Below are 18,212 nucleotides of genomic sequence, written 5' to 3' on the forward strand. Positions count from 1 at the left end.
CCCGGGGCCAGCGAGGGGGTGGAGCCGGTGAGCGACCCGCTCCGTGCCGTCGTGATCGGCGTCGACATCGGCACCACCAGCACCAAGGCCGTCGCGTACGACATCGGCGGCAGGCAGCTCGCGCACCACTCGGTCGGCTACCCGCTCGACGAGCCCCACCCCGGTTACGCGGAGCAGGATCCGCACCTCATCCACGCGGCGGTGCGGGAGTCGCTCCGCACGGTCGTGGCGGAGCTGGGTCGGCCGGTCGCCGGGCTGGCGTTCGGCACCGCCATGCACAGCCTGATCGGGCTGGACGCCGACGGCAACCCGCTCACCCGGTCGCTCACCTGGGCCGACTCGCGGGCCAGCCGGCAGGCCGAGCGGCTGCGCGCGATCCCCTCCGGGCTGGCGCTGCACCGCCGCACCGGCACCCCGGTCCACCCGATGGCGCCGCTGTCCAAGCTGCTCTGGTTCGCCGAGCAGGACCCGACGCTGTTCGGGCGGGTCGCGTACTGGGTGGGCATCAAGGACTGGATCATGCTGCGGCTGTGCGACGCGCTGGTCACCGACCACTCGGTCGCCTCCGCGACCGGCCTCATGGACATCCACCAGCTCTCCTGGGACGAGGAGGCGCTCGGCATCGCCGGGATCACCGAGGAGCAACTGCCCGAGCTGGTGCCCACCACCACCGTGCTGGACGGCCTCACCGCCGAGGCGGCCGCGGCGACCGGGCTGCCGCCGGGCACGAAGGTGGTCGTCGGCGCGGGCGACGGGCCGCTGGCCAATCTCGGGCTCGGCGCGGTCGCCCCCGGCGTGATGGCCTGCTCGATCGGCACCAGCGGCGCGATGCGGGTCATGGTGGAACGCCCCGGCGTCGACCCGCTCGGCGGGGTGTTCTGCTACGCGCTGACCGAGCGGCGCTGGGCGGTGGGCGGCGCGATCAACAACGGCGGCATCGTGCTGGACTGGCTCGGCGACGCGCTCGCCCCGGAGCTGGGCGAGCACGCCGAGGAGGAGCTGCTGGCCCTGGCCGCCGAGGCCCCGGTCGGCTCCGGCGGGTTGATCATGCTGCCGTACCTGCTCAACGAGCGGGCCCCGCACTGGAGCGCGCTGCCGCGCGGCGCGTACGTGGGGCTGACCCACGGGCACCGCCGCGCGCACCTGGTGCGGGCCGGGCTGGAGGGGGTCTGCCAGCAGTTGGCGCTGGTGCTGGCCTCGGTGCGGGCCGCCGGCAACGAGGTGCGGGAGATCCGGGCCAGCGGCGGATTCGCCCGCAGCCCGCTGTGGCGGCAGATGCTCGCCGACGTGCTCGGCATGCCGGTGGGCTTCCCCGCCGGCCGCGAGGGCTCCAGTTTCGGGGCGGCGCTGCTCGGCATGGAGGCGCTGGGGTTGGTCGCCTCGATCGACGTCGCCGCCGACCTGGTGCACATCGAGCAGACCGCCCGTCCCGCGCCGGCCGCCGCCGCCACGTACGCCGGCCTGCTGCCGCTCTTCTCCGAGTTGTACGCCGCGCTGGTCCCCACGTTCACCTCGCTGCGCCGGCTCGCCCCGGGCCTGCCGCCGGAACCGCCGCCGGCGTAGTCGCCGCCCGGCGTCGCGGATCGTGTGTGATCACAGTGGCCCCTGGCGCCGCCGGTGCCGGCCTTCGACTGAGGGTCGCTGCTCGGTGCGCCGCCCGGACGGGACGTCGCCGGGCAGAGCGGCCGGTGAGCCGGCTCAGGCCGGCGGCTCCGGGGTGCCCGCCGACGCGGCCGGGGAGCGCGGAGCGGTGTCCGCTTCGAGCAGGCGGCGCGCGGCGGCGCGCGCCTCGCGGGCCGGCTCGACGCTGCCGGTGATGGCGGCGGTGACCATCGCGCCGTTGGCCAGCAGGGCGAGCTGCGCGGCGAGCGCCGGCGGCCGGCCGGCTTCCGCGACGAGCGCCGAGAGGTGGTCGGCGAAGGCCCGCTTGTGGGTACGCACGATGTCGACCACGCCGGGCGAGGAGCCGCCCAGCTCGGCGAACGAGTTGATGAAGGCGCACCCCCGGTAGGCGGGCTGGTCGAACCAGTCGTGCAGGTAGTCGAAGACCGCCAGGACGCGCTCCGTCGGGGTCGGCCGCGCCGAGGTGTACGCCGCCAGCGCGTCCCGGATCGCGAGGTCGCGCCGGCGCAGCACCGCCTCGACCAGGTGCTCCTTCGAGGGGAAGAGCTGGTAGGTGCGCTTGAGCGAGACGCCGGAGGCGGACCGGATCGCGTCCATCCCGACCGCCTGGATGCCGCGCTCGTAGAAGAGCGTGTCGGCCGCGTCGAGCAGTCGCGCCTCGGCCGTGGTGTGGTCCATGTCAAAGCCCCTTGCCCGGAGAACCTTCGTTCTCCTACAGTACCAACCAGCCGGAGAACGATCGTTCTCCCGAGATCGAGGAGTACCCGTGGCCCCCTTCGCCACCCGTCACCACACCGTCACCGTCGCCGGTCAGGAGGTCTTCTACCGCGAGGCCGGCGACCCGTCCCGCCCCACCCTCGTGCTGCTGCACGGCTTCCCCACCAGCTCGCACATGTTCCGCAACCTGATCCCCGCGCTGGCCGACGAGTACCACCTCGTCGCCCCCGACCACGTCGGCTTCGGCAACTCCTCCGCCCCGCCGGTCGGCGACTTCGACTACAGCTTCGAGCGACTCACCGAGATCACCCTCGGCCTGCTCGACACCCTCGGCATCGACCGGTTCGCCCTCTACGTGCACGACTACGGCGCCCCGATCGGCCTGCGCATCGCCAGCCGGCACCCGGAGCGGGTCACCGCGCTCGTCACCCAGAGCGGAAACGCGTACACCGAGGGGTTCACCCCGTTCTGGGAGGTGCTCTTCGCGCACGCCAAGGACCGGGCCACCCACGAGCCCGAGGTCCGCAAGCTGCTGGAGGTCGAGGCCACCCGCTGGCAGTACACCCACGGCGTGCCGGCGGACCGGCTCGACCGCGTAGCCCCGGAGACGTGGCGCCTCGACCAGGCGGGCCTCGACCGGCCCGGCAACAAGGAGATCCAGCTCCAGCTCTTCTGGGACTACCAGTTCAACCTCGACGTCTACCCCGACTTCCAGCGCTACTTCCGCGAGCACCGGCCGCCGACCCTGGTCACCTGGGGCCGCCACGACGAGATCTTCGGCGCCGCCGGAGCCGAGGCGTACGCCCGGGACCTCCCCGACGCCGAGATCCACCTGCTGGACACCGGCCACTTCGCGCTGGAGACCCACGGCGACGAGATCGCCGGGCTGATCCGCGACTTCCTGCGCCGGGTCCGGTAGGCATGGCCTCGACCACCCTCGGCCCGCCGGCGCTCGACCGGCGGGCCGCGCGGGCCGGCGCGCTCGCCGCCGGGACGGTGCTGCTCGGCGCGATGAGCCTGCTGGCCGCCGTCGAGGCGCTGAGCGGGCGGGACGTGTTCGCGCTGCCCTTCGTCGCCTCGGCGGCCGTGGTCGCCATGGCGCCCCGGGCGCCGCTGGCCCGACCGGCGGCGGTGCTCCCCGGCTACGCGGCCAGCACCCTCGTCGCGGTGGCGGTCACCGCCGCCGCCGGGCCGTCGGTATGGACGGCGACCGCCGCGGCGGTGGGCTCGCTCGTCGCCATGCTGCTGCTGGCGGCGCCGCACGCGCCGGCCGTCGTCTGCGCCGCCTTCATCGGCCTGACCGGCCCCGGTCTCCTGCACCCGCTGCACACGGTGGTGCCGGCCGTGCTGGTCGTGCTCGGCACGGCGCTGCTCGCCGGGCGGCTGCTGCCCCACTACGGCTACCCGCCGTCCTGGCGCTGACCCGCCCCGCCGGCCCGGCGGCGGTCCGGTCCGCCGGCCCGGCGCCGGTCCGGCGCGAAGGTGTCCGGCCGGCGGGTCAGGGCGCCTCGACGCCCGAGATGCGGTACCTGTGCATCTCGGGCGTCGCGGATCGTGACCGCCTGCCCCTCGCCGGTCGCCAGCCCGGTCGGTCCTTACCGGTTACGGCGATCGGACGTGGCTACTGCCGAGCGGCGGTCACGGCTGCGGGCGGCCACGAAGCGCGAAGCGGGTGGCGAGGAGTGTCGTGGCCAGGGTGAGTGCGGTCGCGGTCCCGCACACCGTGGCCAGGATCCAGATGGAACCGGCCGGTAGCAGGGTGCCCAGGACGCTCAGGCTCAGCGGCATCAACGTCAGGGCGGCGACCAGTTGGCCCAGGATCAGGCCGACCGCGGCAATCAGCAGTGCTTCGACGGTCATCATCGCCAGGACCTGCCGGTGCGTGGTCCCGACGAGTCGTTGGAGCATGAACTCCCGTCGGCGCTCTCCGGTCGCCAGGACCTGGGTGTTGACCAGCGCCAGAACCGAATAGCCGACGACCACGCAGAGCACGAGGTAGGCCATGGACGCCTGGGTGTTGTCCTGGTCGTGAACCGCCGCGGTGAAGGCGGCTCGGTCGACGACGCGCACGCCGGGATGATGGCCGGCGAGATCGGCGAGCCTGCTGGCCAGGACGGCGGTGTCGTTGCCGGTGGCGGCGCTGACCATGATCTGCGGCACCGATTCGGCGGTGGTGTGACCGAGGAGCAGCGACGCCGGCATCAGGGTCGTCTCGTATCCGGGTCGCCCCTGCAGGGTGGCGACCAGTTTGAGGCGCACCGGGGTGCCGTCGCCCAAGCGCATCGCAATCAGATCGCCCAGCTCGTGGCCGACGGCGTATTTCGCCGGCAGCGCGACGGTGTCGCCGTGCAGGGCGTCGAAGGTTCCGGTGGCGGCTCGGAAGGCGGTGGTCAGGGTCAGCCCTTCGGGTGTGACACCCCGCACCGACAGCTCGGACGGTTGGGCCGAGTCAGACTCCTCCTCGTCGGCCGCGGCAGCCACCGGCGGTGTCGCGGGTTCGAGATATGCCCGGGTGGGGATCTGGGCGGTCGCCGCCGCGACCGCGGGCTCCTTGCGGATGGTGTCCAGCAGGCCGGGCGGGATGCCTCCGGCGTCCGAGACCACCAGGAAGTCGGCCGTCATGGTCTCGGCGGCGGCTTGGCGAGCGCCACTGGATTGGGTGACCTGCATGTAGATCAGGCCGGTGGCCAGTCCGGTCGCGAGCATCACCGGCATCACCGCGGCCGCCAGCCGTGCGATGCCCACCTGCGCGTTGCTGGTGGCGAGGTGGCCCGCGAGGCCGGTCAGGGACCGCAGCGGCCGCCGCAGCGACCGGGTGACGGCCCGGGCCAGTACCGGGCCCAGCAGACCGAATCCCACCGTCCAGACCAGTGCGGCCGGGGTTGCCACGCTGCCCGCGTCCGGGCCGTCTGCGGCCGCCGTGCCCACGGCCAGCGCGGCACCGCCGGCCAGACAGAGAAGTCCGGTGATCGTCCGGACACCGCTGAACCAGCGGCGCTGCAGCGACACCTCGGCGAGCGCTTCGGTCGGCCGGGTGTGAGCTGCCCGGTGCACGGCGATCAGGGCGGCGACGAACGCGGCGACGAGCGCGGTGCCGATTCCGACGATCGCCGGGACCGGACCGGACCGGAAGGCGATCATGTCGGGTACGACGTCCGCGCTGGCGAAGGCGCGCAGCAACCATGCGCCGAGCCAGGGCCCGGCGAACCAGGCCGGCGCGGCGGCGACGATCGCCAGCATCGCGGTCTCGCCAAGGATCATCCGGCGCACCTGCCCGGGTGCGGCGCCGACGGCCCGCAGCAGTGCCATCTCGCGCTGCCGGCGGCGCATCGACAGGCCCAGGGTGCCGGCGACCACGAACACCGTGACCATCACCGAGAGACCACCGAAGGCCGCGGCGAGCGGGATGAGATCAGCACCCTCCGCGATGACGGCGGGATTCTCCGCCCGGCCGCGCTCGTCGCCGGTCATCACCGCAACGGGCTGCGCACTCCCCCGGACCGCGTCCCGCAGGCGCCGGGCGACCTGGTCCGTGTCGCTGCCGGCAGTGGTGAACACGCCGATGGAGGCGATCGATCCGACCCGCTCCGCCTCGGCGTCGGCGAGGAAGACGGTGTTCTCGTCGCCGGCGCCGGTGGCCAGTCCGGCGATGTCGAATCGCTGGGCACCACCCTTGATCATCAGGTCGACCGGTTGCCCGGGCCGCAGCCCGGCCCGTTGGGCGAGCCTGCTGCCCAGGACGATCTGACCCGGGCCGTCCGGCGCGACTCCCTCGGCGAGCCGGTAGGGGGTGAGCTGAGCGGAGGACCAGCCGTGCCCGGTGACCGACGCAGAGGCCGTGGTGCCTTCGAAGGACAGATCCTCCACCGTACGGGCGACGCCCGGAATCTTGGCCAGCGCGTCGGCGAGGTCGTCGTCGAGGTGGATCCGCTCGGGGAACACGAGATCCCGTTTCGTGCCGAGGTACCGCTGGTCGGCGGTGACCACGATCGGCGCGGCGGCCAGTCGCTCGGGCGGGGCCGCGTTGCGGACCCCTGTCTCCAGCAGCGCGCCGCAGCCCACCACGATCGTGGCGCCGAGGAACATCGCGATGAAGCAGGCGACGAAGCCGCCCTTGTGGAAGCGCAGCATGCGCAGTGCCAGCCCGATCATCACCGCACCCCCTGAACGGCCACGCTGTGGCCCCACGCGCCGAGCTGGGTCATCCGGTCGGCGACCAGGTCCGCCGTCGGCCCCTCCAGCGAGCCCACCAGCCGACCGTCGGCGAGGAACAGCACGCGATCGGCGAACGCGGCCGCGACCGGGTCGTGGGTCACCATCACGATCGTCTGCCCACCGTGCTCGACCGCGTCCCGCAGCAACGTCAGCACCTCCCGCGCGGTGAACGTGTCGAGGGCGCCCGTCGGCTCGTCACCGAAGATCACCGCCGGCTGGGCGATGAGCGCCCGGGCGATGGCGACGCGCTGTTGCTGACCGCCGGACAGCTCACCGGGGCGACGTTCCCGGCGGCCCGCGAGGCCGACCCGGTCGAGTATGTCGTCGACCGCGTGCCGCTGCGGCTTGCGGCCCGCGAGGCGCAGCGGCAGCGCGACGTTGTCCGCCACGGTCAGCGCGGGGAGCAGGTTGAAGGACTGGAAGATGAAGCCGATCCGGTCTCGGCGCAGCCGGGTCCGCTCACGCTCGCCGAGCGGGGCGAGGTCCACACCGTCGAGCCGGACCGTTCCCGACGTCGGCCGGTCCAACCCCGCCGCGCAGTGCAGGAACGTGCTCTTGCCCGATCCGGAGGGTCCCATCACGGCGGTGAAGCTGCCGCGGTTCAGGCCGACCGTCACCTGGTCGAGAGCGACGGTGGCGTTCCTGGTCCCGCCGTAGACCTTGCGTACCGATTCCAGCTGGAGAACATGCCCGCGATGCGCGTCCGGCGCCCTGTTGTTCATGGTGTTTATGCTGGTCGAGACGCTGTGGCCGGCGACAGCCTCGACCGATGGGACCTGTCGTCCACCGACCGGTGGACAACGCCGTCAGCTGACGGTCACGAGCGCCGGTTCCAGGGACGCTGATCGCCCGGCCCGGGCCGGGCCAGCAGGCCACGTTCGAGTGCGGTGACCACCGCATGCGTACGGTCGCTGACGTCGAGCTTCGCGAAGATCCGCAGCAGGTGCGTCTTGACGGTGGCCTCCGCGATCACCAGACGCCTACCGATGTCGGCATTCGACAACCCGTCCGCCACCCCGTTGAGCACGTCCACCTCCCGCGAGGTCAGCACGACCGGGGCCGGCTGGCGCATCCGCGCGACGATGCGTTCGGCGACCCGTGGGGCGAGAACGGTCTGGCCTCGGGCGGCGGAGCGAATGGCGTCGGCCAGCTGCTCTCGGCTGGTGTCCTTGAGCAGGTAGCCGATGGCGCCGGCCTCGACGGCGCGTTCGATCTCGCTGTCGGTGTCGTAGGTGGTGAGGATCAGCACGCGGGTCCCGGAGGGACCGCCGAGGATCGCGGTGGTGGCCTCGACACCGTCCATGATCGGCATCCGCAGGTCGAGCAGGGCCACGTCCGGCGTCAGACGCTCGATGAGTTCGACGGCCTCGCGGCCGTTGCCGGCCTCGCCGACCACCTCGATGGCCGGGTCGGTGGCGAGCAGCGCCACCACGCCGGCGCGCATCACCGCATGGTCGTCGGCCACCACGATCCGGATCTGGTCGTCTGTCATGTCACCCCTGACTGTTCACCGGCAGCGCAGCGAGAACCCGGGTCCCGTTGCCCGGAGAGCTGGTGACGGTGAGCTCACCGCCGAGTTCGGCCAATCGTCTGCGCATGCCGACGAGTCCGAAGCCCTCCGCCGTGTCGACCGCGAAGCCGCGGCCGTCGTCGGTGATTTCGAGCTCGATGACATCCTCGCCGCGGGTGAGCACGATCCCCACGGTGGAGGCGTTCGCATGCTTGCCCACGTTGGCCAGCGATTCCTGCGTACAGCGCAGCAGCGCGATCCGGGTGGTCTGGTCGCCGTCCACGTCGTCGAGCTCGGTGCTGACCGTTATCCCGGTGTTCTCGCCGAAGCGCTCCGCGGTGCGGCGCAGGGTCTGTGCGATCGAGCCCTGAGAGAGGCCGCTCTGCGGCGCCGAACCGACGAGGACACGCGCCTCGGCGAAGTTCTCGCGGGCGGTGCGCTCGATCGACAGCAGCTGCTGAGCGCTCGTGGCGGGATGGGTGTCGAGGCCGGCGCGAGCCGCCTCGGCGAGCACGATGATGGACGCGAATCCCTGGGCGAGCGTGTCGTGGATCTCCCGGGCCAGTCGCTCGCGTTCCTCCGTCGCCCCCTGCCGCTGGTGTGCCTCGGCCAGACTGCGCCGAGCCGCCTCCAACTCGGCACTCAGTAGCCGGGCGCGTTCCTCGCCGCGTTCCAGCAGCCGGTGCACGAACAGGCCGAGCGCGACCGACGCCGCGTACCCGACCACGGTGATGACGAAGTTGCCGTCGTTGATGTCGGGCTGCCAGCCCAGCGCGGCGATGCCGCCGAGCACGGTCGCCGCCGCGGCGACCCCGCTGTGTGCGATCGCCGATCGTGGGCTCCGCGTGAAGAGCCAGAAGTGGGGGATCGACACAACGAACAGGGCCGCACCGCCGCGAAGGTACGACATCACGCCGAGCACCACGGTCAGCATCGCCAGATAGGCGGACGGGTGCAGGAGGCGCCGGTCCGGGAACATGGTCACGCACGCGTACGCGAGTCCGAGCGCGACGGGCAGTGCCGCCGACCACCACCTCCCCGCTCCGGAGTCGTCGAGGACCGTGATGATCGGCGGGCACAACCCGAGGAGCACCCAGACCACGGCGTACCACCGGGCGATGCGGCCGATCTCGAATCCGCGCGCCGACGGCGGCCCATGATCCATGCTCGCAGCCTATGGCGACGGATGCCTCAGCCCCTAACCGGTTACCGGATCCGGGGCGTGCGGGTCACTGTGGCCTCCGGAGGACGGACGAGCCGCACGTTCAGGCGCGGCTGATCGCGTTGGCGTGGATGGCCTCGCTCAGGTACGCGGCCATCCCCGGCCTGATCTTCTCGAAGTACGCGGTGAACCGCTCGTCCGCCACGTACATGTCGGCCAGCCCGGTGTGGATCTCGTACGAGCACTCGTAGAACCAGCGGCTGATGATCTGCCGGTGCTCCTCGGCGAGGTCCATCGCCGCCGGGCTGTCCGCCGGCGCGCCGGAGGACATCACCTCGACGAGCCGCCGCCCCCAGTCCTCGTTCTCCGCCTTGTTCCGCAGCCAGTCGTCCCTGGTGTAGCGGGACACGCGCCGGTTCGACTCCCGGTACGCCTCGCTGCCGCCCCACCGCTGCTCGGCCTCCTCGGCGTGCGCCTCCGGGTCGAAGTCGCCGAAGACCTCGAACCGCTCCTGCGGGGTCAGTGGGATGTTCAACTTGCTCGCCTCCATCGCGAACTCGATCGCCGTGACCATCTCCTGGAGCCTCTTGATCCGTACGGTCAGCAGCTCGTGCTGGCGGCGCAGGTGCGCCACCGGGTCACTCGCCGGGTCGTCGAGGATCGCGGCGATCTCCTCCAGCGGGAACCCCAGCTCCCGGTAGTAGCGGATGTGCTGCAACCGCTCCAGGTCGGCGTCGTCGTAGCGCCGGTAGCCCGTGCTGCTGCGGCCATTGGGCGAGAGCAACCCGATCTCGTCGTAGTGGTGCAGCGTCCGCACGGTCACCCCGGCCGCTCTCGCCACCTGTCCCACCGTGTACGCCATGGTTCCCTCCCTTCCGCCCACCAGGCTTCCGCCTGCCGTTACGTGAGGGTCAAGGCCGATTCTGGACCCGCCGACGCCGGCTGGCCGGCGGGTCGCGTCGTCAGGCCGGCGGGTCGCCGGCCTGTCGCCGTCGGGCCGGCGGTGGCGGCGCCTGCCGGTAGAGGCTGACCAGCACGCCGTGGCGGGGCTCGCCCTCGCCGGCGTCCTCGGCGCCGTCGACCAGCTCACTGAGCGCGGCGGCGAGCCGTTCGGCCTGGGCCGTGGTGAGACGCAGGTGGCGCAGGTGCAGCAGCGGCTCGCCGGGCGCCGCGGAGATCTCCTCGGCGACCGCGCCGAGCATCGCGGCGGTCGCGGCCGCGTGCCCGGGCGCGGCGCGCATCCGCCGGGCGCTGCGCTGGTAGTACTGCTCGGTGCCGCCGCGGACCTGACGGGTGTGGGCGACGCGGACCAGGTCGGCGTCGCGCAGCACCCTGAGGTGGTGGGCCACGTTGCCCTTGGCAGCGCCGAGCGCCGCCGCGAGCTGGCTGATGGTGGCGGGACGCTGCCCCAGCGCGAAGAGCAGCCGCTGGCGCAGCGGATGCCCGAGCGCCTTGAACTGTGCCGGGGTCGTGACCTCCAGCAGGTCGTCGGGCGGATGGTCGGCGGGCGTCGGCGTCATGCCGAAAGCGTCTACGTCTCTTGACTCTTTGTCAACGGGGCTGCTCTACTGCGGACATGACAACCCTCGACACCCGAGAACAGCCGGTATCGCAGGTCGAGATCGCCGAGGTCGTCGCACGCACGGCCGAGCTGGTCGACGAGCACTACGTCTTCCCCGACGTCGCGGCCCGCCTCGGCGGGCTGCTGCGGGCCGAGGTCGACCGGCACCAGCGGGCGCCGTCCTGGGCGGCGCTCGCCGACACGCTCACCCGCACGCTCCAGTCCGTCAACGGCGACCGCCACCTGGGCGTACGGTTCCACGACCGGCCGCTGCCGGAGGACGGCGGGGATCCACTCGCCGACGACCTGCCCCGGATGGCCCGGGCCAGCCTCGGCGGCATCCACCGGGTGGAGCGACTGCCCGACAACGTCGGCCTGCTCCGGATCGAGCCCGCGCTGTTCTCGCCGACGCTCGCCGGGGAGGCGATGACCGCCGCACTGCGGCTGGTCGCCGACGCCGACGCCCTGATCATCGACCTGCGCGAGACGATCGGCGGCGACCCGGAGATGGAGGTGCTGGTCTGCGGGCACCTCTTCGACCGGCCGACGCACCTGTACACGATGCGCCAACGCCACCAGGCGGACCGCCAGTTCTGGAGCCCCGCGCCGCCGACCGGGGCGCGGTTCGGGGGTGACCGGCCGTTGGCAGTCCTGACCAGCGCGACGACCTTCTCCGGCGGGGAGTCGCTGGCCTACGCGCTCCAGCAGCACGGCCGGGCCACGGTCGTCGGGGAGCGGACCGGCGGCGGCGCCCATCCCCGGACGGGGTTCCCGGTCCATGCGCACCTGCACCTCTCCGTGCCGGTCGCCAGCCCGGTCAACCCGGTCACCGGCACCAACTGGGAGGGCACCGGCGTCGTTCCCGACGTCGAGGTGCCCGCAGCCGAGGCGCTCGAGGCCGCGGCGGCGGTGGTCACCGACCCGGCACGCCGGGGAAAGGGCCGGACGGCGCTGTCGAGCTGAGTCGTCTGTGACATCAGGCGGCGCCCGGGCCGCGCGCCACCCCAGCCGGCCTGCGGTGAATCGTCTACGACATCAGCTCGACAGTGCGGCGCGGGGATCGCCGGCACGGCCAGCGCCACCAGCTCCGGCCGGGGCCGCCGGCCGGGGGCAGTGCCGACCGCGGCCGGGGGCGGTGGTGGCGGCGAGCGTGGACGCCAGCCGGTCAGGCCCACTCCTCGGCGGGATCCCCGTCAGACGCAGGGGCCGGGACCACCTGGTCGCCCGCGCCCACCCCGAGGCTGGCGGGCGCGGGCGTCGGGCCGGAGCCGGGGGCAGCCGGGACCGGTGGGCCCCCGTGGGTCCACGGGGTCTCCTCGACCGCCGGGAAGGCCCCCGCCGGCATGAACGCGTCCGACAGGGTGGTGTAGCAGAGCCGCTCCCCCACCTCGGGCACGCTGCCCGGCGGGGCGGTCAACCCCCGGCCCATCCCGCCGGAGAGCTCCAGCACCACCTCGGTCTTGCCGTCCGCGGCCGGGGTCACGAAGACCACCTTGGCCTTCTGCGCCGGCCGCGTCGGCGAGTACAGCGTGGCGCCGACCGGCACCAGCACCGGCTCGGTGGTGACGACCTGGACGCGCGGGCGCAGCACCGGCCGCTTGCCGGTGTCGTCCACCCGCGTCGGATCCGCCAGGGTCACCTCGCCGACGAACGCCTCACCGGTCAGCCGGTGCTCCGCCATCACCAGCGGGTCGTCGTAGGCGCGCTGGACGGCGTACGAGGTTAGGGCCCGTTCCAGCCGGTGCAGCCGCTGGGCGGCGGCCACCGCACCGTCGCGGCGGGGCTGCGGCGCGCCGCCCGCGTCGACATGCTCGGCGTAGCCGGTGAAGGCGTCCTTGTCGCCGTCCCACCGGCCGGGTGCCCGGGCACCCGGCGGCAGGGCGCGCAGCAACCCGACGCCGCGCCACATCAGCTCCCAGGTGGGCGCGAGCTGGTCGCGCAGCAGCCGTTCCAGCTCCGCGTACGCCCCGGCGCGCGCGACCGGGTCGTCCTCGGCGGCGGCGTACGCGGCGATGGCGGGGGCGAGCAGGTGGTTGTCGAAGTCCGGGTCGGTGGCCGGACCGGCGGGCGGGCAGACGGCGGGGTCCTCGGCCCGGGCCGCCGCCTCGGCGCCGGTGAGCCCGGCCGGCGGGTCGATCCAGCCCAGCAGCGCCGGCAGGTGCTGGTCCTCCAGCACGCTCTGCCCGGTGGCCCAGTGCAGCGTCAACGCGTCGGTCATCGCCACCAGCGCCGACGACCCGGGGTACTCGGCCCGCTCGGCGAAGAAGGTCAGCCAGCGCCCGAGCACCGGCACCGACGGATGCACCGGGTACTCGCCGTCGGGACGGCGGAAGCGGGTGGAGCGGCCCAGCAGCCGCAGGAAGCTCACCCCGGCCGGGTTCGGCACCAGCAGCTGCGGGGCGTCGGCGTAGCGGTACCGCACATCCTTGCCCCGGTCGACCGGCACCGCCTCGGAGACGCCCCGGAACCCGTCCAGGTAGGGCAGCACGATCGCGGCCAGCTCGGCCGCGAAGGCGAATCGCTGGTCGCGGTTGCGGGGCTGCGGCACGATCAGCAGCCGCGCCGTGTCCGGCGCGTCGCCGACCAGCGCCGCCAACGGGGCGTTCGCCTCGCCGGCCATCGCCAGCGGCACGAGCACCAGCGGGCGCTCGGCCAGGTGCAGGTGCCGGACGGTCGCCACCGGCTGGGCCACCCCGGCGTCCAGCGCCTGGGCCCGGGCGAGCGCGCGGAGCGTACTCATGCGGGGGTCCCGGTGAGGGCGTCGGCGCGCAACCGGGCGGCGGTCCGCAGCAGCGCGGCGGCCTCCTCCTGCCCCGGCTCCGGCGCGCGCTCGCCGGCGGCCAGCGCCAGCACCTCGCCGACGTCCGCGATCCCGCCCAGCGCCTCCCGGACCGGCCGGCCCAGCGCGCCGGTGTGGCCGCGCGCCTCGTGCCGGCAGAAGTACGCCAGCTCGCAGGCCGCCAGGCACTCGGGCGCGTAGCGGGCCTCGACCCCCGAGAGCGCGGCGAGCAGCGCCGCGGGCTCGGCGGCCAGGTCGGCGGTGAAGTCCTCGGGCACGGCGGCCAGCAGCGCGTCGACCCGGGCCATCCGGTCGAGCTGACGGCGCAGCACCAGCAACTGCTTGCGCACGTCGACCAGGCTGGCCAGCGGCTGGTTGGCGAAGTCCCGCGGGCAGACCAGCACCACGTCGTGCGACACCAGTTCCGGGTCGTGGCCGGCGGCGGCGAGCAGCTCGCGCAGGGCCAGCACGTAGACGGCGGACTGGGTCGCGGCGGCCGACACCTTGGCCGGGTCGGCCTGGCCGTCGATCACCGGGAACGACTTGACCTCCACCACGTGGAACCGGCCGGCGAGCCGGGCGGCGACCAAATCCGGCTCCAGGTGCACCCGGCGGCCGGCGACGTCCAGGCCGAGCAGCGGGTGGTCGAACAGCGCGGCGGCGTCGTCGGCCCCGCCGCCCGGCGCGGCGCCGGCCAGCAGCTCGGCGGAGCGCCGGTGCCGGGCCGCCGTGTCGTCCTCGACGCCGTCGCCGAGATCCGTCCAGGTCGCCGCCGCCGGCACCGGTACGCCCAGCCGCTCGGCCACCAGCCGCAGCAGCTCCGCCCCGCCGTCGGCCTTGACCTGCGCCTCGAACGCGTTGCCGCGGGTGATGGCGAACCGGGACTGCCCGAACCGGGCGGGGAACCCGATCCGCTCGGCCAGGTTCGGCTTGTCCACCCCGGCGCCGTCCAGCACGGCCCGCCGGGTGCAAGCCGGGTTGCCGGTCAGGGCGGCGATGGTGCGGGCGTTGTGCCGCCTGGGCGGCACGCCACCACGGATCGCGGCCAGTCGCTCCTCGGTGCTCGTCACGATCCGCCACGATAGGCGGTCCCCACGACGGGTGCCGGACGCCGCCCCGGCGAGGCGCTCCGCGACGCCCGGCCCGGCCGCCGGGTCCACCAGCGTCTCGCCGGTCGGGCACCGGCTGACCGGGCCGACGTCAGAGCGCGCCGAGGACGGGAACGAGGAGACCGCAGCAGATCAGCCCGACAACGGCGAACGTGACCAACATGATGCTGTAGTTCGACCAGAGCCCGAACTTCGTCACGTCGGTGCCGTGCCCGTCGTGGACCCGGTTGCGCCACCCGCCGAAGCGGAACGACAGGTGGTGCACCGCGCCGGGATGGGCGACCAGCGCGGTGGTGATCAGCGGGATGCCCATGAAGTCGGTGTAGCGGACGTCGTGCTGCCCGGGCGCGACCGCCATGTACCAGGTGCCCTCGCCGGGGATCGGCACCGACTGGCCGTCGATCTTGAACTTGCTGGTGGCCGGGGCGGGGACGATGTACGGGCCGCGGTTCACCGCGACGGCGAGCACCGCGTACCCCGGCGGGGGCGCGATCGGGTGGGGATACACCAGCGGCGCCACCGCGCCGGGCACCGGCGGGTACGGCGGATGAGGGGGATACGACACCGCCACATCCTCACACGGGCCCGCACCCCGATCGAGGGGCCGACGACGGAGGCAGTCACCGCTCGGCGGAACGGTTCCAGGGCGAGCGGGGCAGGGCGGTGCCGGCCAGCGGCCGGCGGGCACGGCGGCGACGCCGACGGCCGGGGGTGCACGGCGGCCGGGACACGGTGTGCACAGGCGCCGGTGCGGGCACGGCGGGCTGCCGGCCGATCAGCCAGCAGAGGAAACGGGCCACCGGTGGCTCAGCCGACCGCGAGGCGCTCGGCCTCGGACCGGGAGATGTCGTACTGGGCGCCGCAGAAGGTGCACTGCTGCACGTAGCTGGTGCGGACGGGGATGATCGGGACGAAGAACAGGCTGAACTTCGTCGACCGTCGGGTGATGACCTGTGCGGCGTGGTTGCCGCAGTTGCGGCAGACCTGCTGCACCACGCCCGACCGGGTGACCTTGGTGCGGAGCCCGAAGATGAAGAACATCGCCCGGCAGTACCCACTGCGGGCCCCTCAATCACCACCCCACCCGCGTCAGGTGCGGGAAATCCCGGCGCGCGGGGCCGACAACTCCCTCAGGAAGGCCAGCCCCTCGACGGCGAGCGCGTCGGGACCGGTGGCGAGGGGCCGCCACACGGACATCGGCACGGCCAGGGCCGGCGCGGTGAACGACTCGATGCTCAGCTGGCCGGAATAGCCGATGTCGGCCAGGGCGCCCAGCATCGCCGGCCAGTCGAGGTGGTCCCCGCCGGGCGCGCCGCGGTCGTTGCCGCAGACCTGCACGTGTGCCAGGCGGTCACCGGCGGCGCGGATGGCGGCCGGCAGGTCGCGCTCCTCGATGTTCATGTGGAAGGTGTCCAGCGCGATGCCCAGCCCGGCGATCCCGTCGACGACCTCCAGCGCCTGCTCGACGGTGTTGACCAGGCTGGTCTCGAACCGGTTGAGCGGTTCGAGGGCGATCGTCACGCCCCGCCCGGCGGCCTCGCCGGCCAGCGGGCGGAGCCGGTCGCGGAGGCGGGCGACGGTGGCGCCTCGCGCGTCCGCGTCGAGCAGCCACCTGCGACCGGCCGGGGCATAGAGCGGACCCGCCACCACGGCGGCCCCCACCCGGCCGGCGACCCGCAGGCAGTGCCGCACGAAGTCGACCGTACGCCGCACGACCTCGTCGTCGTCGGCGAGCAGGTCGTGCTCGGGCAGCAGGCCGGCGCAGATCGCGGGGGCCAGCCCCAGCCCGGCGAGCAGTTCCGCGGCCGACGCGGGATCCCAGTCCCCCGGCGCCTGGACGGGCAGCTCGACCGCGTCGAAGCCCCACGCGCTGATCCGTGGGGCGAGCCGGGCGAGCGCGTCGTCGGTCAGCGGCGCGACCCACGCCCACGTGTTGATGCCGATCCTCATCGCCAGCCACGCCTCCACGTCGACGAGATCCGTCGACTGTAGAGGATCTTGCCCGGATCGCGCGGCCACCCCGATCGCAGACGGACCGCCCGGCCGTCGGAACGGCCGGGCGGGTCGTGCGCCGCTGCGGTCAGCTCGTCGCCTCCGCGGCCTGCGGCTCCAGGCCGGGCACCTCCGCCGGGAGCCAGATCGGCTGCCAGTCCTTCATCTCGTGGAAGCGGCGCAGCTCGAACAGCCCCGACACCGCCCCGGCCCAGGCCCCGTACGGGGGGTTCTGCTCGTCGAAGCCGGACTGCACGAAGGTCAGCCGGGTCTTGCCCTGCGACTCCGCCAGCTCCCAGGTGCTGACGCCGGTCGGTCCCCAGTCGACCGACAGCTTGCGGCCCGGCTCCAGGTCGACGACCTTGGCGGCGAAGCCGGCATCGAAGCCACCCATGGCGTAGCGGCCGCCGACCCAGGGCTCGATGCCGATCGGGTAGCCGAACCAGGCGCTGGCCTGCTCGGAGTCGGTCAGCGACTCGAAGACCTTCGCCACCGGCGCGTCGATAAGCATCTCGCCGCGCATCTCGGCGGAGGTGAAGTCGACCTTCGGCAGCAGCGGGTCGCCCTCGAGGTGGGCGGCCAGGTTGGCGAGCGACAGGCTCCAGTAGGTCTGGAGCACGCCGCGGATGCTGCTGCCGCTCATCGCCTCGGCGAAGTCGAAGTGGCTCTGGGTCAGCGTCAGGACCGTGGTGTCGGGGCCCTCGGCGCGCAGGGCGAACTCGGTGGTGGTCTCGACCCCGTCGAGCAGCCAGGCGAAGCTCAGGGTGTGCTCGTCGACGTGCAGCAGCCGCTGGTGCGGCGCGTCGCCCTCCGGGGTGTGCCGGCCCCAGAACTCGTACCGGTGCGGCAGCTCCACCTCGGCGTGCTCGGCCAGCCAGACGCGCAGCTCGGCCGGGTCGGTCAGGGCGCGGCGGACGGTAGCGACCGGCGCGGCGAGACGGACGGGCAGCTTCATCGGTTCACTCACGGTCTTTCCCCTTCGGATAGCAGGCCACGGCGAGCTTGAAGGCGTCGCCCTCGGCGCCCCCGTAGCGCGTGAACAGGTCCTGCAGAGTCGTCTGCAGGTCGTGCAGGAACTGCCGGCGTTGCTCCGCCGGCACCCGGATCTCGCCGGCGACCCCGATCGAGGGGAGCTCGGGGGCGGCGCGGTCCAGCCCGGCGATGTCGGCCTGGACCTCCTCCATCAGGTCCAGCAGGTAGCCGAGGCTCAGCTCGTCGCGGGCCCGGCGCAGGCCGATCCGGCCGACCAGCCGGGGCGAGAGCCAGTAGGACCGGGCGGCGGCCTGGTAGATGCCCTCGCTGATGCCCCGGACCTTGCGCTCGCTGACCTGCTCGACCAGCCCGGCGGCGACGAGCTGCTTGACGTGGTAGTAGACGCGCTGCGGCGTCTGCTCCAGCCGGGTCGCGACCTCGGTGCAGGTGCGCGGCTCGGCCAGTTGCCGCAGCACCTCGATGCGCTGCGGCTTGAGCAGGACTTCTGCCTGCTCCATCTGCTCCAGGTACAGGACGTCTCTCATGGCAAAATCAGTTTGTACGTAAAAAAT

The 18,212-nt window shown here is 73.5% G+C and carries 18 protein-coding genes; 4 read left to right on the forward strand and 14 right to left on the reverse strand.

Going from position 1 to position 18,212, the window contains the following annotated elements:
- The first annotated feature begins 27 nt into the window (after positions 1–27).
- Positions 28–1,563, forward strand: a complete 1,536-nt coding sequence (locus ACGF7U_RS04345; RefSeq protein WP_393102752.1) for a gluconokinase — start codon at positions 28–30, stop codon at positions 1,561–1,563.
- A gap of 135 nt (positions 1,564–1,698) precedes the next feature.
- Here ACGF7U_RS04345 and ACGF7U_RS04350 read toward each other — a convergent pair whose 3' ends face one another.
- On the reverse strand, positions 1,699–2,301 hold the full coding sequence (locus tag ACGF7U_RS04350) for a TetR/AcrR family transcriptional regulator (RefSeq protein WP_393102754.1): 603 nt from the start codon (positions 2,299–2,301) through the stop codon (positions 1,699–1,701).
- Between the two features lie 88 nt (positions 2,302–2,389).
- On the opposite strand from ACGF7U_RS04350, the gene ACGF7U_RS04355 reads away from it, so the two are divergent.
- Entirely contained in the window at positions 2,390–3,259 is an 870-nt protein-coding gene (locus ACGF7U_RS04355; RefSeq protein WP_393102756.1) for an alpha/beta fold hydrolase, read from the forward strand.
- A 2-nt stretch (positions 3,260–3,261) separates the two neighbouring features.
- Positions 3,262–3,762, forward strand: coding sequence for an HPP family protein (locus tag ACGF7U_RS04360; RefSeq protein ID WP_393102758.1), 501 nt, complete (start codon positions 3,262–3,264; stop codon positions 3,760–3,762).
- A 216-nt stretch (positions 3,763–3,978) separates the two neighbouring features.
- On the opposite strand, the gene ACGF7U_RS04365 is transcribed toward ACGF7U_RS04360, so the two are convergent.
- From ACGF7U_RS04365 to ACGF7U_RS04390, 6 genes are all read right to left on the reverse strand, one after another.
- On the reverse strand, positions 3,979–6,492 hold the full coding sequence (locus ACGF7U_RS04365) for an ABC transporter permease (protein ID WP_393102760.1): 2,514 nt from the start codon (positions 6,490–6,492) through the stop codon (positions 3,979–3,981).
- Positions 6,492–7,286, reverse strand: a complete 795-nt coding sequence (locus tag ACGF7U_RS04370) for an ABC transporter ATP-binding protein (protein WP_393102952.1) — start codon at positions 7,284–7,286, stop codon at positions 6,492–6,494. The genes ACGF7U_RS04365 and ACGF7U_RS04370 overlap by 1 nt, the downstream gene beginning before the upstream one ends.
- 86 nt (positions 7,287–7,372) lie before the next feature.
- Positions 7,373–8,047: a response regulator gene (locus ACGF7U_RS04375; protein ID WP_393102762.1), complete on the reverse strand. Its 675-nt coding sequence runs from the start codon at positions 8,045–8,047 to the stop codon at positions 7,373–7,375.
- Between the two features lies 1 nt (position 8,048).
- Positions 8,049–9,044 (reverse strand): sensor histidine kinase, encoded by a 996-nt coding sequence (locus ACGF7U_RS04380; RefSeq protein ID WP_393102954.1) that lies wholly within the window; start codon positions 9,042–9,044, stop codon positions 8,049–8,051.
- Between the two features lie 286 nt (positions 9,045–9,330).
- Positions 9,331–10,089, reverse strand: coding sequence for a MerR family transcriptional regulator (locus ACGF7U_RS04385; RefSeq protein WP_393102764.1), 759 nt, complete (start codon positions 10,087–10,089; stop codon positions 9,331–9,333).
- Positions 10,090–10,189: 100 nt separating this feature from the next.
- Positions 10,190–10,747, reverse strand: a complete 558-nt coding sequence (locus tag ACGF7U_RS04390) for an ArsR/SmtB family transcription factor (protein ID WP_393102766.1) — start codon at positions 10,745–10,747, stop codon at positions 10,190–10,192.
- Between the two features lie 56 nt (positions 10,748–10,803).
- Here ACGF7U_RS04390 and ACGF7U_RS04395 point away from each other — a divergent pair, with 56 nt between their 5' ends.
- On the forward strand, positions 10,804–11,751 hold the full coding sequence (locus tag ACGF7U_RS04395) for a S41 family peptidase (RefSeq protein ID WP_393102768.1): 948 nt from the start codon (positions 10,804–10,806) through the stop codon (positions 11,749–11,751).
- A 202-nt stretch (positions 11,752–11,953) separates the two neighbouring features.
- Here the strand turns inward: ACGF7U_RS04395 and ACGF7U_RS04400 are convergent, their stop codons facing one another.
- The 7 genes from ACGF7U_RS04400 to ACGF7U_RS04430 all read right to left on the reverse strand — a co-directional run bounded on the left by ACGF7U_RS04400 (position 11,954) and on the right by ACGF7U_RS04430 (position 18,185).
- A complete protein-coding gene (locus ACGF7U_RS04400; protein WP_393102770.1) occupies positions 11,954–13,528 on the reverse strand; it encodes a hypothetical protein in 1,575 nt (524 codons plus the stop codon).
- The gene (locus ACGF7U_RS04405; protein WP_393102772.1) at positions 13,525–14,637 is read right to left on the reverse strand and encodes a hypothetical protein; all 1,113 of its coding nucleotides are present in this window, start codon (positions 14,635–14,637) and stop codon (positions 13,525–13,527) included. The genes ACGF7U_RS04400 and ACGF7U_RS04405 overlap by 4 nt, the downstream gene beginning before the upstream one ends.
- A gap of 130 nt (positions 14,638–14,767) precedes the next feature.
- On the reverse strand, positions 14,768–15,241 hold the full coding sequence (locus tag ACGF7U_RS04410) for a hypothetical protein (protein WP_393102774.1): 474 nt from the start codon (positions 15,239–15,241) through the stop codon (positions 14,768–14,770).
- A gap of 242 nt (positions 15,242–15,483) precedes the next feature.
- Positions 15,484–15,717, reverse strand: a complete 234-nt coding sequence (locus ACGF7U_RS04415) for a zinc-ribbon domain-containing protein (protein ID WP_393102776.1) — start codon at positions 15,715–15,717, stop codon at positions 15,484–15,486.
- 48 nt (positions 15,718–15,765) lie between these two features.
- Complete coding sequence (locus ACGF7U_RS04420; protein ID WP_393102778.1) at positions 15,766–16,644, reverse strand: sugar phosphate isomerase/epimerase family protein; 879 nt, start codon at positions 16,642–16,644, stop codon at positions 15,766–15,768.
- Between the two features lie 112 nt (positions 16,645–16,756).
- The gene (locus ACGF7U_RS04425; RefSeq protein WP_393102780.1) at positions 16,757–17,635 is read right to left on the reverse strand and encodes an SRPBCC family protein; all 879 of its coding nucleotides are present in this window, start codon (positions 17,633–17,635) and stop codon (positions 16,757–16,759) included.
- A complete protein-coding gene (locus tag ACGF7U_RS04430; RefSeq protein ID WP_393102782.1) occupies positions 17,628–18,185 on the reverse strand; it encodes a helix-turn-helix domain-containing protein in 558 nt (185 codons plus the stop codon). The genes ACGF7U_RS04425 and ACGF7U_RS04430 overlap by 8 nt, the downstream gene beginning before the upstream one ends.
- Positions 18,186–18,212: the final 27 nt, after the last annotated feature.

This window comes from Micromonospora sp. NPDC047670 (genome assembly GCF_043204915.1).
GTDB lineage: Bacteria > Actinomycetota > Actinomycetes > Mycobacteriales > Micromonosporaceae > Micromonospora.

Excerpts from the sequence above, each read along its gene's own strand:
- ACGF7U_RS04400 (WP_393102770.1), bottom strand. The coding sequence starts at position 13,528 with ATGAGTACGCTCCGCGCGCTCGCCCGGGCCCAGGCGCTGGACGCCGGG.
- ACGF7U_RS04385 (WP_393102764.1), bottom strand. The coding sequence starts at position 10,089 with ATGGCGTACACGGTGGGACAGGTGGCGAGAGCGGCCGGGGTGACCGTG.
- ACGF7U_RS04360 (WP_393102758.1), top strand. The coding sequence starts at position 3,262 with ATGGCCTCGACCACCCTCGGCCCGCCGGCGCTCGACCGGCGGGCCGCG.
- ACGF7U_RS04380 (WP_393102954.1), bottom strand. The coding sequence starts at position 9,044 with ATGTTCCCGGACCGGCGCCTCCTGCACCCGTCCGCCTATCTGGCGATG.
- ACGF7U_RS04350 (WP_393102754.1), bottom strand. The coding sequence starts at position 2,301 with ATGGACCACACCACGGCCGAGGCGCGACTGCTCGACGCGGCCGACACG.
- ACGF7U_RS04430 (WP_393102782.1), bottom strand. The coding sequence starts at position 18,185 with ATGAGAGACGTCCTGTACCTGGAGCAGATGGAGCAGGCAGAAGTCCTG.
- ACGF7U_RS04365 (WP_393102760.1), bottom strand. The coding sequence starts at position 6,492 with ATGATCGGGCTGGCACTGCGCATGCTGCGCTTCCACAAGGGCGGCTTC.
- ACGF7U_RS04415 (WP_393102776.1), bottom strand. The coding sequence starts at position 15,717 with ATGTTCTTCATCTTCGGGCTCCGCACCAAGGTCACCCGGTCGGGCGTG.
- ACGF7U_RS04375 (WP_393102762.1), bottom strand. The coding sequence starts at position 8,047 with ATGACAGACGACCAGATCCGGATCGTGGTGGCCGACGACCATGCGGTG.
- ACGF7U_RS04395 (WP_393102768.1), top strand. The coding sequence starts at position 10,804 with ATGACAACCCTCGACACCCGAGAACAGCCGGTATCGCAGGTCGAGATC.
- ACGF7U_RS04390 (WP_393102766.1), bottom strand. The coding sequence starts at position 10,747 with ATGACGCCGACGCCCGCCGACCATCCGCCCGACGACCTGCTGGAGGTC.